The sequence below is a fragment of the Micromonospora okii genome (assembly GCF_020884795.1).
Lineage (GTDB): Bacteria > Actinomycetota > Actinomycetes > Mycobacteriales > Micromonosporaceae > Micromonospora > Micromonospora okii.
Window position 1 is genome coordinate 29,141 of record NZ_BBZF01000019.1, and the last position, 12,845, is coordinate 41,985.

The following is a 12,845-nucleotide window of genomic DNA, read 5'->3' on the forward strand; positions in this document are numbered from 1 at the left end:
CCGGCGGCGGGGAAGGCACCATGTCGGCGACCTGGTGTCGATCTCGCCGGCCCGTGCCGGTCTTGCCGGCCCGGCGGCTGGCGGCCCGTGAGTGGGCCGCCGGCCGCCGGCGCGGGTCAGGCGAGGTTCCCGCCGGTCGCCGCCGGGAAAGCCTCTGCGGACTCGGCCGGGGCCCCGGCCAGCACCTTCGCCTGCTGCGGCCAGGTGGCCAGGCTCGGCGCCGCCCGTAGGCCGGCGGCACGGATGGTCTCCCGCAGGGCCGCCTCGTCCAGGTCGGCGAGCTGCCGGTACGTGCGGATGCCGGCCTCCTGGAGGGCACCGGCCATCTTCGGGCCGATGCCCTGGATGCGGCGGAAGTCGTCGGCCGCCCCCGCCGGGGCGGGATCCGTCCCGGCGGCGACGGGAGCAGGATCGGCGGCGACGGGAGCCGCATCGGCTGCGGGGGTCGGATCGGCTGCCGGGGCCGGGTCGGCCGAGGGAACCTCCTCGGCGCTCGCGGGAGCCCGATCGGTCGCCGGTGCCGACGGCGCGTCGGTGTCGGCGTTCGTGCCGGTGCCAGTGTCCGTGCCAGCGTCCGTGTTGGCGCCGGTGTCGGCCAGCGTGGACGTTGCCGGTGGTACGGCGTCGTCGGCCGGGGTGCGCGGCGCGGGAACGGCGGGTGAGGCGACGGTGGCCTCGTCGCCGGTGCGGGTCGTGACCTCGTCGTCGGCGAGGTCCGTGCCGGTCGGGGTGGCCTCCGTTGCCGCCGTCCGAGCCGTCGCGGTCGTCGGCTCCGCCTCCTCGGTGTCCACGGCCGGCACGGCGTCGACCGCCGGCTCGACCGGCGACACCGGCTCGACCCGCGATACCAGCTCGGCCTCGATCACCGGCTCGGTGTCCTTCGCCGGGTCGGCGTCGACCGCCGGCTCGACCCGCGACACCGGCTCGGCCTCGATCACCGGCTCGGTCTTCTTTGCCGAGTCGACGTCGATCGCAGGATCGGCCTCGATCGCGGGCTCGGTGTCCTGCGCAGGCTCCGCGTCGGCGTCCCGCGTCGCGGTGGTGGCGTGGGAGTCCGGCGTGCCGGTGGTGGCGTCGGCGGCGAGGGTGCCGGTGGCGGAGGTGTCGGTGGACGCGGTGAAGGCGGTCGGGTCGCTGTCGGCCAGGACCGCGCCGGGCGCGGTGGGCTCGGCGGTCTCCGGGGCGGGGTGGTCGACCACGGCGGCGGGAGGCGTCATCGGGGCGATGGTGGCCGCCGGCCGCGCCGCGTCGACGACGGCCTCGGCGGCGGGGGCGGCCGAGGAGGGGGCGGGGGAGACGACGGCGTCAGCGGGGGAGGCGACGGCACCGGCGGGGGCGGGCACCGCGTTCACCCCGGCGACCGGATCGCCGTCCACGATGGGCCACGCGCCGGACGACGTGCCCCGCCGGCCGCGCAGCACCCAGCCGGCCAACCCACCCAGCGCCAGGGCCAGGATCACGATCAGCCATTGCCCGAAAGTCGACGGCACGGCGAACCTCCCTCTCGTATGAGCGTTCGGTGAAAAGTCGCGACAAAATCCGTCGCAGCTTCGCACACGCGCCGTATCGACGGCAGGGAGGTCCGAGGGCTTCCGGCGCTGGTGAGACGCGTCGCACTCGGGGTGCCTGAACGGTCACAGGCTGTGGTGGCTGGGAGGGGGGAGCAGTGGTCAGTCGTCCTCGCCCCGGTAGGTGTAGAAGTCGTCGACGAACCTGCGGTGCAGCCGGGGCACCCGGCTCTGCACGCCGAAGTAGGCGCGCGCCCCGAGCAGCGCGAGCCGGCCGATCACGGGCCGGTACAGGGGGTCGCTGCCGCTGGTGCCGCTGCGGGCCAGCGAGTCGGCGACGCGGGCGAACCCGTACGGCAGCATCGCCGCCTCGTAGTCGGCCACCGCCTGCACGAGCGTCTTCTCGCCGGCCGCCGCGGCCCTGATCTGCCGGCACAGCAGCGCGGCGTCGCGCAGGGCCGTGTTCGCCCCTACCCCGCGCCCCGGCGTCATGGTGTGGATGGCGTCGCCGAGCAGCGTGACGGTGCTGCTCTTCCACGGTGCGACCGGCTCGGTGGTGGACACCTTGATCGGCAGGGCGCTGCCCGGGTCGCTGCGGGCCAGCAGCTCGCGCAGGCGGGGATGCCAGTCGCGGGTGAGTTCCCGGGCGAGCCGGACCAGCTCCTCGCCGCGCAACTGCATCACGTCGGGCGGGAAGCGCCGGGCCGTGCTCCAGACGATGAAGTTGATGTTGTCGTGGGTGTTGGTGTGGGGCAGGCCGGGCCAGCCGCGCAGCAGGGCGGCGTCGGCGTCGGACACGCCGGGCTTGATGTCGCCGCGCCGGTCCCACTTGAACTCCATCACGTGCAGCACGCCCATCACCCCGCCCGCGCCGAAGACCAGCGAGATGCCCCGCGCGACGCGCTCCGGCAGCAGCGCCCGGGTGTGCGCGGTCAGCGGGACGCGGGTGGCGATGTTGATTGTGCCGGCCTCCCGGACGACCGCGTGCGGCAGGTACTGGCGGCGCACCGCCGAGTGCGTGCCGTCCGCCGCGACCAGCAGGTCCCCGGTGGCGGTGCCGCCGTCGGCGAAGTGGGCGGTGACGGTGCCGTCGTCGCGCTGCTCGTACCGGGTGAAGGTCCTGCCGAAGTGGACGGCGTCCTCCAGGCCGGTGAGCAGGACCTGGCGCAGGACCATCCGGGCCACGGAGCGTTCGGTGTTGACGTCGTCGGTCTCCGGGCGCAGCGTGAACGACGCGGTGCGGCGCAGCCGCTCGGTGACCACGTTGAAGTAGCTCGGGCCCCGGGCGCAGGTGGCGACGAAGACGTCGAAGAGCTCCGGTGGCAGGCACTCCCGCAGGGCCTTGCTGCCGGTGGGGCCGATGCCGAGGCGGTAGCCGAGCAGGCCGTCGGCGCGGGTGGCGTGGCGTTCGTAGACCGAGACGTCGATCCCGGCCCGGCGCAACCCGTGGGCCAGGCAGAGGCCGCCGGTGCCGGCCCCGACGATCAGGACGTGCGGAGCGGTGGCTGACACGGGGCCCCCGCTCAGCCGGCCGTGCCGGTCGCGCTGACCGACGGGGCGGCGTCCCAGCTGTAGAAGCAGGCGGCGATCGCGTCGCGTGGGGAGCGCCAGGTCGGCAGGTACGGCGAGGTGTGCGCGGAGAGCCGCTCGTTGGTCTGGAGGTAGGACGGGTGGTTGCGGGCCGCGGCGACGGCGTCGGCCTCGACGTCCGCGGTCTCCATCAGGTGTACGCACAGGTCGTGCAGGCAGTACAGCGAGCGGTGCCGGATTCCGGTGAGGCTGGGCAGCTCCGTGGCGTCGGACTCGGCGAAGATCTGCGCCACCCGCCCCTCCGCGCCCGGGATGATCCGGCTGACGATCAGTAGACGACTCATGGGACCCCTCCCGCAGGTGGTGCTCCTGTCACGAGGTCGGGCGACCACGGGCACCGTTCCGTCGTCCACCCTGCCGCCCGCCTGTCACATTGCCGTCACGTTCCGTGCGGCGGCGGTGACGCCGTGCGGCCGGTGGGGGCGCGGGTGCGGGCCGGCGGGTCGCGGCGCGGCTCGGGCGCGGAAGGCCGGGTGGCCTGCCGGATCGGCGCGAGGGTGTCGTGCAGCAGGGCGGACATCGCCGGGGACGGTTCCAGGCGCAACTCCCGCAGCAGCAGCTCGCGGTAGGCGTAGAAGGCGTGTACGGCCTCGAAGACGTTGCCCTCGGCGAGGTGGACGCGGACCACCAGCCGGTGCGGCGTCTCGCGCAGCGGCTCCGCCGCCATCGCCTCCAGGGCCGCCTCCAGCGCCTCGCCGTGCCGGCCCGCCGCGAGGTGGTTGCGGGCGACCTGCTCCAGCATGTGCAGCCGGAGCTGGCGCAGCCGTTCCCGCTCCAGCAGCACCCAGTCGTCGTACCAGCCGGGGAGCAGGTCGTGGCGGCCGGCGGCGAGCGCGCCGCAGGCGTCGTCCGGGTCCTCGCCGTCGCGCACCCGGGTGGCCGTGCGGGTCAGGTCGTCGACGTCGAGCCACACCCCGGGGTCGAGGCGCGCGGTGTCGCCGGTGGTGACCAGCGGGCAGCACGGGTCCTGGCGCAGCCGCCAGAGCGCCGTCCGCAGGGAGGACAGGGCGCGCTCCTCCGGCGCCTCCGGCCACAGCAGGCCGGCCAGGTGGCTGCGGGTCGCGCCGGGGCGCAGCCCGATCAGCGCGAGGACCCGTTGCAGGCCGCGCGGCACGACGACCGGGGAGCTGCCGTGCAGCAGGCGGAAGCCGCCGAGCAGGTGCAGCGAGACCTGCTGCGGGGGGTGCGCGTCCCCCGTGGTCGGCGTGGGCGGATCAGCGGCCACGGTGGCACCCCCTGCACCGGACCTCGTCCGGACTGTCGTTCCCGGCGCGGCCGTCCCCTCGGGACGCCGCTGTCCCCGGTGGCCCCACGCGGCACGCCGGCCGCGACCGCCGGGCTGGTCCACCTGGAGATTAACCGCAGTGATTACGGTGGGTCAACATGCTGTCGCGGGCGGCCGGTGTCATCGTTGGGTACCGCACCCCGATTCAACTGCGAAAACTTGTCGTCATCATCAGTCGACTCTCAGGCGCGGCATGGATTGTTCACAGGTTGCATCAACGTAGCGTCACGACCGATGGCCCCGGGAGGGTGTGCCGGTGACGCCCCGGTGACGGCGCGGGGCGCACCGTGTCGGCAGTCCCGCGCGACGGCCGGGGCAGCCCCACGCCCGTCGCGCGCCCGAGGGAGGCACGTCCATGGATCGTTCGCTGATTGTCGCCAAGGTGGTCCCCACCGAGCAGGAGCGGGTCGCCGAGATCTTCGCCGAGTCCGACGCGACGGAGCTGCCGCACCTGGCCGGGGTCCGGCACCGGTCGCTGTACCGGCTGCACGACCTCTACGTCCACCTGCTGGAGACCGAGCAGCCCGGGGAGGGCGCGGTGGAGAACGTCCGCGAGCACCCCGAGTTCGTCCGGGTCAGCGCCCGCCTGCGGCCGTACGTCTCGCCGTACCTGCCGACCTGGCGCTCCCCCCGGGACGCGATGGCGCACTGCTTCTACCGTTGGGACGCCGGGGGGCGGCCGTGACCGCGACCGTCGGCCGGGACGAGCAGCTCTGGTCGCGCTGCGGCGGCTGCGCGGCCCTGCTCTACCGCAAGCGCCTGCGCCGCAACCTGGACGTCTGCCCCGAGTGCGGCACCCACGCCCGGCTCGCCGCCCCGGAGCGGCTGCGCCAACTGGTCGACCCGTCCTCGTTCACCGCCCTCGGCGACCGGCCCGGCGACACCGACCCGGCCGGCGGCGACGTGGACCCGATCGGCTTCGTCGACCTGCTGCCGTACCCGCACCGGCTCACCGCCGCCCGGGCCGCCACCGGCCTGCCCGAGGCCGTCGTCTGCGGCACCGCCCGGATCGGGGGGCACCCGGTGGCGCTGGCGGTGATGGACTTCCGGTTCCTCGGCGGCAGCCTCGGCTGCGTCGTCGGCGAGCTGATCACCCGTACCGCCGAGCGGGCCCTGGCCGACGGCGTCCCGCTGGTGCTGGTCACCGCCTCCGGCGGGGCCCGAATGCAGGAGGGTGCCCTGTCGCTGATGCAGATGGCCACGGTGACCCAGGCGGTCGCGGCGCTGCGCGAGGCCGGGTTGCTGACGGTGAGCGTGCTGACCGACCCGACGTACGGGGGAGTGGCGGCGTCGTTCGCCACCAACACCGACCTGGTGCTGGCCGAGAGCGGCGCGCGGATGGGCTTCGCCGGTCCCCGGGTGATCCGGCAGGTCACCGGGCGGGCACTGCCCGACGGGTTCCAGACCGCCGACTTCCTCCTGCGGCACGGCCAGGTCGACATGGTGGTGCCCCGGCGCGCCCTGCGCGGTCGGCTGGCGGCGCTGCTGGCCGCCGCCGGCGCGGGCCGCCGCCGCGCGCGCGGCGCCGGGCCCGCCGACCCCCGACCGACGGCCGCCCGCCCCGACGACCGCCCGGCGGCCCACCGCGACAAGCGCGAGACGGATCGGCCCGGCGCGCGCGAGACCGGCCGTGCCGGCGACCGCGGGACGGATCGGCCCGGCGAGCGCCGCGCCGACGTGCCCCGGCCGGCGGCGGGCGACGCGTGGGAGACCGTGCGCACCGCCCGGCACCCGGGCCGGCCGACCACGCTGGACTACCTCGACACCGCGTTCGACGGCTTCGTGGAGCTGCACGGCGACCGGCTCGGCGCCGACTGCCCGGCCGTCGTCGGCGGGTTGGCCCGGATCGGCGACCGGCACCTGATCGTCATCGGCCACCAGAAGGGGCACACCACCGCCGAGCTGGTCGCCCGCAACTTCGGCATGGCCAGCCCCGCCGGGCACCGCAAGGCGCTGCGGCTCATGCGGCTCGCCGCCCGGCTGGGCCTGCCGGTGGTGACCCTCGTGGACACCCCCGGCGCCGACCCCGGCGTGGGCGCGGAGACGCAGGGGCAGGCGGCGGCCATCGCCGAGAACATCCTCACCCTGAGCAGCCTGCCCGTCCCGGTGGTCGCGGTGGTCACCGGCGAGGGCGGCAGCGGCGGGGCGCTCGCGCTCGCCGTCGCCGACCGGGTGCTGATGCTCCAGCACGCCGTCTACTCGGTGATCAGCCCCGAGGGGTGCGCGGCGATCCTCTGGCCGGACAGCTCGGCGGCCCCGCAGGCCGCCCGGGCGCTGCGGCTGACCGCGCCGGACCTGTGCGCGCTGGGCGTCGCCGACGACGTCGTGCCGGAGCCCGCGCCGGCCGCCCACGCCGACCCCGACGCCGCCGGGGAGGCGCTGCGCCGGGCGGTGCTGGCCAACCTCACCCCGCTGCTGGACGTGCCGCCCGCCACGCTGGTGCGCCGCCGCCGGCAGCGGTTCCGCCGCTTCGGGGCGGCCCGCTCCGGCGGCCTCGCGGCCGGGGGCGTCCGGTGAGCGCCGGGGGCGCCCCGGACGACGCCGTGCTGGCGGGGCTGCGCCGGCACGCCCGGGACCTCGTCGCCGAGCTGGCCGGCCCGGTGCGCCGGGTGCGGCTGCGCAGCGGGCAGACCACGCTGGAGGTGGAGTGGCACGGCGCGGCCGACCCCGCGCCGGCCCCCCGACCCGCGCCCGCGCCCCCGCCCGAGTCCGAGTCCGGGTCCCGGTCCGCGCCGTTGCCCGGGGCGGACGACCGCGCCGTCGTCCGGTCGCCGATCGTCGGCACCTTCTACCGCGCCCCGGAGCCCGGCGCCGCGCCGTTCATCGCGGTCGGCGACCTGGTCCGCGCCGGGCAGGTGGTGGGGATCGTCGAGGCGATGAAGCTGATGAACGAGGTCACGACGGACCGGGCCGGCCGCGTGCTGGAGGTCCTCGCCGGCGACGGGACGCCGGTGGAGTACGACCAGCCGCTGCTCGCCCTGGAACCGGCGTAGGGCGGGGGCGGCGGCATGTTCGAGAAGGTGCTGATCGCCAACCGGGGCGAGATCGCCCTGCGGGTGCTGCGCGCCTGCCGGGAGCTGGGCGTCCGGACGGTGGCCGTCTACTCCAGCGCCGACGCGGACTCCGCGGCGGTGCGGCTGGCCGACGAGGCGGTGCGGATCGGGCCGGCGGACGGCCGGCGCAGCTACCTCAACGCGGCGGCGATCGTGGAGGCCGCCCGGCGCACCGGGGCGCAGGCGGTCCACCCCGGCTACGGGTTCCTCTCCGAGGACGCCGACTTCGCCGAGATCTGCGCCGAGAACGGGCTGACCTTCGTCGGCCCGCCCCCGCCGGTGATGGCCGCGCTGTCGGACAAGTCGACCGCGCGGGCGCTGATGCGCCGGGCCGGGCTGCCGTTGCCGGCGGGCAGCGTGGAGACGCTGCCGACCGTGGAGCGGGCCGCCGAGGTGGCCGCCGAGGTCGGCTACCCGGTGATCGTGAAGGCCGCCGCCGGGGGCGGCGGGCGCGGCATGACCGTGGTGCGCGCGGCGGCCGACCTGCCCCGGGCGTACGCCCGGACCCGGGCCGCCGCGCAGGCCGCCTTCGGCGACGACCGGGTGTACGTCGAGCGGTACCTGACCGACGCGCGCCACGTCGAGGTGCAGGTGCTCTGCGACGGCCACGGCAACGGCGTGCACCTGGGCACCCGGGACTGCTCGGTGCAGCGGCGGCACCAGAAGCTGGTCGAGGAGGCCCCCGCCCCGTCGCTGCCGGCGGCCACCGCCGACGCCCTCACCGCGGCGGCGCTGCGCGGGGTGCTGGAGGTCGGCTTCACCGGCGCCGGGACCGTGGAGTTCCTCGTGGACGACCACGACCGCTTCCACTTCCTGGAGATCAACTGCCGGATCCAGGTGGAGCACCCGGTCACCGAGATGATCACCGGCGTCGACCTGGTGCACGAGCAGCTCCACATCGCCGCCGGGGTGCCGCTGCGCCTGCGGCAGGCCGACGTGCGTCCGCACGGGGTGGCCGTGGAGTGCCGGGTCAACGTGGAGGACCCGGACGCCGGCTTCGCGCCCACCCCCGGGCGGCTGGACCGGTTCCACCCGCCCGGCGGGCCGTTCACCCGCGTCGACACCCACGGCCACCCGGGCTACGTCGTCGGCCCGCACTACGACTCGCTGCTGGCCAAGGTCGCCACCTGGGCCCCCGACCGGGACCTGGCGCTGGACCGGCTGGAACGCGCGCTCGCCGAGTTCGACATCGCCGGGCCGGGCGTGCGGACCACCATCCCCTTCGTGCGGCGGGTGCTCGACGACGCCGCCTTCCGCAAGGGGCGCTACTCCACCGGGCTGGTCGACCGCCTGCTGCGCGACCCCGACCGCGCCGGCCCGCCCCGCACCGACCAGAGGAGGAACTGATGACCGTCACCCATGGCCGCCCGCTCACCGCCGAGATCGCCGAGATCCTGGTGGCCAACTGTGGGCTGGACGCCGAGATCGCGGCCCGGGAACCCACCGCGCCCCTGGAGGACCTCGGCATGGACTCCCTCGCCCTGCTGGAGCTCTCCGCGGTGGTCGCCGACCGGTACCGGGTGCGCCTGCCCGAGGACGCCGTGCGGCTGAGCATCGCCGAGGTCGCCGACCTGGTGGCCCGGGCGACCGACCCGCCCGGGCACACCGAGAACAGCATCGTCGTCGCCGCGCCGCTGCGGCTGGTCTGGGAGCTGACCAACGACGTGGCGAACTGGCCGGACCTGTTCACCGAGTACGCCTCGGCGGACATCCTCGAACGCGACGGCCGCACCGTGCGGTTCCGGCTGACCATGCACCCCGACGAGAACGGCGCGGTGTGGAGCTGGGTGAGCGAGCGCACCACCGACTGGGAGAACCGCGAGGTGCGGGCGCACCGCGTGGAGACCGGCCCGTTCGAGTACATGCGCATCCGCTGGCACTACGACACCGAGCCCGACGGCACCCGGATGACCTGGGTGCAGGACTTCGCGATGCGCCCGAACGCGCCGCTGGACAACGCCGGGATGACCGCGCGGATCAACGCCAACAGCCGCGTCCAGCTCGCGGTCATCAAGGAACGGATCGAGCGGGTGGCCGCCGGCCGCGCCGCCACCACGGGAGGCGACGATGAGTGACACGACCGACCAGCGGCCGGCCCCCGGCACACCGGCCCAGCGGACGGTGGCCAGCCGGGACGTCCCGCCCGACCGGCGGCGCGGCGGCGAGCTGCGGGTGCTGCTCGGGCCGAAGACCGTCGGCAGCACCTCCGGGTTCATGGGCGTGGCGGCCCTGGCCCCGGGGGAGCGGATCGCCGAGCACTACCACCCGTACAGCGAGGAGTTCCTCTACGTCGCGCGCGGGGAGATCACCGTCGACCTGAACGACCGGCCGGTGCCGCTGGCCACCGGGGAGGCCCTGTTCGTGCCGGTCAACGTGCGGCACCGGCTGCGCAACACCGGCACCGAGCCCGCCGAGGTGGTCTTCCACCTGGGCCCGCTCGCGCCCCGCCCGGAACTCGGCCACGTCGACACCGAACCGGCCGAGCAGCGGGGCGCGTCGTGACCGCCCGCCGCACGGTGGTGACCGGCGTCGGGGTGGTCGCCCCGGGCGGCGTGACCCGGGACCGGTTCTGGAAGACGATCACCGAGGGGCGCACGGCGACGCGGCGGATCACGTTCTTCGACCCGTCGCCGTTCCGCTCCCGCATCGCCGCCGAGTGCGACTTCGACCCGGTCGCCGCCGGGCTCACCGAGGCCGAGCGGCGCCGCGCCGACCGGTACGTGCAGTTCGCGCTCGCCTGCTCGATCGAGGCGCTCGCCGACAGCGGCCTCGAGCTGACCGACGCGCAGCGCGACCGCGCCGGGGTGGTCCTCGGCACCGCCGTCGGCGGCACCATGGCCCTGGAGCAGGAGTACGTCACCGTCAGCGACTCGGGCCGGCACTGGCTGGTCGACCACGCGCGCGGCGGGCCGTACCTGTACCAGGCGCTCGTCCCCAGCAGCCTCGCCGCCGACGTGGCCTGCCGGCACGGGCTGCACGGCCCCGCGCAGGTGGTCTCCACCGGCTGCACCTCCGGCATCGACGCCATCGGGTACGCCCACCAGCTCATCGCCGACGACGAGGCCGACGTCGTGCTGGCCGGGGCGGCCGACTCGCCGATCTCCCCGGTCACCGTGGCCTCCTTCGACGCGATCAAGGCGACCAGCCCCGACAACGACGACCCGGCGCACGCCTCCCGCCCGTTCGACGCCGACCGGCACGGCTTCGTCCTCGCCGAGGGCGCGGCGGTGCTGGTCCTGGAGGAGTACGGGCACGCCCGCCGCCGGGGCGCGCACGTCTACTGCGAGCTGGCCGGGTACGCCAGCCGCAGCAACGGCTACCACATGACGGGCCTGCGCCCGGACGGGCTGGAGATGGCGCTGGCCATCTCCGCCGCCCTGAAGCAGGCCCGGCTGGCCCCGGAGCAGGTCTCCTACGTCAGTGCCCACGGCTCGGGCACCCGGCAGAACGACCGGCACGAGACGGCGGCGTTCAAGCGGGCCCTCGGCGAGGCCGCCCGCCGCGTCCCGGTCAGCTCCATCAAGTCCATGGTGGGGCACTCCCTCGGCGCGATCGGCTCCATCGAGATGGCCGCCTGCGCGCTGGCCGTCGAGTACGGGGTGGTGCCGCCGACGGCCAACTGGGCCACCCGCGACCCGGAGTGCGACCTGGACTACGTGCCGAACGTGGCCCGGGAGCTGCCGGTGGACGTGGCGCTCTCGGTGGGCAGCGGCTTCGGCGGCTTCCAGTCGGCGATGCTGTTCCGCCGGCTCCCCCCGGCGGCGGTGGCCGCGTGAGCGCCCCGGACGGTGGTCGCGTGAGCGCGCGGGCGGTGGTCACCGGGATCGGGGTGGTCGCCCCCAGCGGCGTGGGCGTCGACGCGCACTGGGCCACGGTGGCGTCGGGCACCCGGCGCACCGGCCCGATCACCCTGTTCGACCCGACGCCCTACCCGACCCGCGTCGCCGGGGAGGTGCCCGACTTCGCGGCGCCGACCTGGGCGGAGAACCGGCGGCTGGTGCAGACCGACCGGTGGACCCACCTGGGGTTCGCCGCGACCCGGCTGGCGCTGGACGACGCGGGGCTGCCCGAGCGCGCCCCCGACCCGTACGGCTACGCGGTCACCCTGGCCAGCTCCTCGGGCGGGAACCTGTTCGGCCAGCGGGAGCTGCAACGGCTGTGGGGCGGCCCGTCGCGCACCGTGGGGGCGTACCAGTCGATCGCCTGGTTCTACGCGGCCAGCGTCGGGCAGCTCTCCATCCACCACCAGTTCAAGGGCCCGTCCGGGGTGCTGGTCAGCGAGTCCGCCGGCGGGCTGGACAGCCTCGCGCACGCGGTGCGCACCGTGCGCCGGGGCACGCCCGTGGTGATCGCCGGGGCCACCGAGTGCCCGCTGAGCCCGTACGCGCTGGCCTGCCAGCTCGCCTCCGGGCTGCTCAGCGGGGAGGCCGACCCCGCGCGGGCGTACCGGCCGTTCGACGCCGACGCCGCCGGGTACGTCCCCGCGGAGGGCGGCGCGGTGTTCGTGGTGGAGGAGATGGGGCACGCCCTGGCCCGGGGCGCCCGGATCTACGGCGAGGTCACCGGCTGGGGGGCCACCCACGACGCCGCCCACACCGGGCCCGACTCGGCCGGCGACCCCGCCCAGTACGCCCGCGCGGTCCGGCTGGCCCTGGACCGGGCCGCCGTCGCGCCCGGTGACGTGGACGTGGTGTTGCCCGACGCCCTGGGCGTGCCCCGCTACGACCGGGCCGAGGCCGACGCGCTGCGCGCGGTCTTCGGCTCCCGGCCGGTGCCGGTGACCACCCAGAAGCCGCTGACCGGCCGGGCCCACCAGGGCGGGTCGGCGCTGGACGTGGCGACGGCGCTGCTCGCCTTCGCCCACGACACGCTGCCCGCCTCCGCCGGCCCGGACCGCCCGGCCGACGGCTGCGAGCTGGACTTCCTGCGCTCACCGCGCCGCCCCGACTCCCGGGTGGCGCTGGTCTGCGCGCGGGGGTTCGACGGTTTCAACAGCGCGCTGGTGCTGCGCGGCGCGGCGGCCCGTCCCGCGCCGCGACCCCGCCGGGCCACCGTGCCCGGCCCGACGGAAGGAACGGACGAATGACCGAACAGCGGGCCCGGGTGGTCTTCCTGGTGCGGGTGCCGGAGCGGCGCGCGGGGGAGTTCCTGCGCGCGTACGAGGCGATCCGGCACCTGGTCGCCGAGGGCGCGCCGGGGCACCTGATGGACCAGGTGTGCCGCTCGGCCGCCGACCCGGAGCAGTGGTTGATCACCAGCGAGTGGGTCAACCTGGCCGCGTTCGAGGCGTGGGAGCGCAGCGCGCAGCACCGGGACCTGGTGCGGCCCCTGCGCGAGTGCTTCAGCTCGGAGGAGCGGTCGCTGCGGTTCCTGGTCTACGCGCAGACCCCCGCCCTGGCGTGACCGGAA

13 protein-coding genes are annotated in these 12,845 nt (G+C 76.0%); 9 read left to right on the forward strand and 4 right to left on the reverse strand.

The genetic code is table 11. The features are described from left to right. Positions 1-116: 116 nt before the first annotated feature. From LPU43_RS28950 to LPU43_RS17080, 4 genes are all read right to left on the reverse strand, one after another. Positions 117-1,490, reverse strand: a complete 1,374-nt coding sequence (locus LPU43_RS28950; RefSeq protein WP_373321736.1) for a helix-hairpin-helix domain-containing protein — start codon at positions 1,488-1,490, stop codon at positions 117-119. A gap of 180 nt (positions 1,491-1,670) precedes the next feature. Beyond that, positions 1,671-3,020 carry an FAD-dependent oxidoreductase gene (locus LPU43_RS17070; protein ID WP_229401442.1) on the reverse strand — a complete coding sequence of 450 codons (1,350 nt, stop codon included), beginning with the start codon at positions 3,018-3,020 and terminating at the stop codon, positions 1,671-1,673. An 11-nt stretch (positions 3,021-3,031) separates the two neighbouring features. Continuing rightward, positions 3,032-3,382 carry a TcmI family type II polyketide cyclase gene (locus LPU43_RS17075; RefSeq protein WP_229401443.1) on the reverse strand — a complete coding sequence of 117 codons (351 nt, stop codon included), beginning with the start codon at positions 3,380-3,382 and terminating at the stop codon, positions 3,032-3,034. Positions 3,383-3,477: 95 nt separating this feature from the next. Then, the gene (locus LPU43_RS17080; protein ID WP_229401444.1) at positions 3,478-4,323 is read right to left on the reverse strand and encodes an AfsR/SARP family transcriptional regulator; all 846 of its coding nucleotides are present in this window, start codon (positions 4,321-4,323) and stop codon (positions 3,478-3,480) included. 415 nt (positions 4,324-4,738) lie between these two features. On the opposite strand from LPU43_RS17080, the gene LPU43_RS17085 reads away from it, so the two are divergent. Genes LPU43_RS17085 through LPU43_RS17125 form a run of 9 tightly spaced genes read left to right on the forward strand, consistent with a single transcriptional unit; the run spans position 4,739 to position 12,839 of the window. Then, the gene (locus LPU43_RS17085; RefSeq protein ID WP_229401445.1) at positions 4,739-5,068 is read left to right on the forward strand and encodes a TcmI family type II polyketide cyclase; all 330 of its coding nucleotides are present in this window, start codon (positions 4,739-4,741) and stop codon (positions 5,066-5,068) included. Further along, on the forward strand, positions 5,065-6,900 hold the full coding sequence (locus LPU43_RS17090; RefSeq protein WP_229401446.1) for an acetyl-CoA carboxylase carboxyltransferase subunit alpha: 1,836 nt from the start codon (positions 5,065-5,067) through the stop codon (positions 6,898-6,900). Before LPU43_RS17085 ends, LPU43_RS17090 begins: the two co-directional genes overlap by 4 nt. After that, positions 6,897-7,376, forward strand: coding sequence for an acetyl-CoA carboxylase biotin carboxyl carrier protein (accB, locus tag LPU43_RS17095; RefSeq protein WP_229401447.1), 480 nt, complete (start codon positions 6,897-6,899; stop codon positions 7,374-7,376). The genes LPU43_RS17090 and accB overlap by 4 nt, the downstream gene beginning before the upstream one ends. Positions 7,377-7,391: 15 nt before the next feature. Continuing rightward, positions 7,392-8,783, forward strand: a complete 1,392-nt coding sequence (locus LPU43_RS17100; RefSeq protein WP_229401448.1) for an acetyl-CoA carboxylase biotin carboxylase subunit — start codon at positions 7,392-7,394, stop codon at positions 8,781-8,783. After that, a complete protein-coding gene (locus LPU43_RS17105; protein WP_229401449.1) occupies positions 8,783-9,511 on the forward strand; it encodes an SRPBCC family protein in 729 nt (242 codons plus the stop codon). Before LPU43_RS17100 ends, LPU43_RS17105 begins: the two co-directional genes overlap by 1 nt. Then, the gene (locus LPU43_RS17110; protein ID WP_229401450.1) at positions 9,504-9,938 is read left to right on the forward strand and encodes a cupin domain-containing protein; all 435 of its coding nucleotides are present in this window, start codon (positions 9,504-9,506) and stop codon (positions 9,936-9,938) included. Before LPU43_RS17105 ends, LPU43_RS17110 begins: the two co-directional genes overlap by 8 nt. Further along, on the forward strand, positions 9,935-11,212 hold the full coding sequence (locus tag LPU43_RS17115; RefSeq protein WP_229401451.1) for a beta-ketoacyl-[acyl-carrier-protein] synthase family protein: 1,278 nt from the start codon (positions 9,935-9,937) through the stop codon (positions 11,210-11,212). Before LPU43_RS17110 ends, LPU43_RS17115 begins: the two co-directional genes overlap by 4 nt. A 20-nt stretch (positions 11,213-11,232) precedes the next feature. Continuing rightward, positions 11,233-12,522 carry a beta-ketoacyl synthase N-terminal-like domain-containing protein gene (locus LPU43_RS17120; protein WP_229401452.1) on the forward strand — a complete coding sequence of 430 codons (1,290 nt, stop codon included), beginning with the start codon at positions 11,233-11,235 and terminating at the stop codon, positions 12,520-12,522. Then, positions 12,519-12,839 carry an antibiotic biosynthesis monooxygenase family protein gene (locus LPU43_RS17125; RefSeq protein WP_229401453.1) on the forward strand — a complete coding sequence of 107 codons (321 nt, stop codon included), beginning with the start codon at positions 12,519-12,521 and terminating at the stop codon, positions 12,837-12,839. The genes LPU43_RS17120 and LPU43_RS17125 overlap by 4 nt, the downstream gene beginning before the upstream one ends. The last annotated feature ends 6 nt before the right edge of the window (positions 12,840-12,845 follow it).

Bases quoted from the DNA above. Each gene is read 5' to 3' on its own strand.
- LPU43_RS17110 (WP_229401450.1), top strand. From the start codon at position 9,504: ATGAGTGACACGACCGACCAGCGGCCGGCCCCCGGCACACCGGCCCAG.
- LPU43_RS17100 (WP_229401448.1), top strand. From the start codon at position 7,392: ATGTTCGAGAAGGTGCTGATCGCCAACCGGGGCGAGATCGCCCTGCGG.
- LPU43_RS17085 (WP_229401445.1), top strand. From the start codon at position 4,739: ATGGATCGTTCGCTGATTGTCGCCAAGGTGGTCCCCACCGAGCAGGAG.
- LPU43_RS17105 (WP_229401449.1), top strand. From the start codon at position 8,783: ATGACCGTCACCCATGGCCGCCCGCTCACCGCCGAGATCGCCGAGATC.
- LPU43_RS17075 (WP_229401443.1), bottom strand. From the start codon at position 3,382: ATGAGTCGTCTACTGATCGTCAGCCGGATCATCCCGGGCGCGGAGGGG.
- LPU43_RS17125 (WP_229401453.1), top strand. From the start codon at position 12,519: ATGACCGAACAGCGGGCCCGGGTGGTCTTCCTGGTGCGGGTGCCGGAG.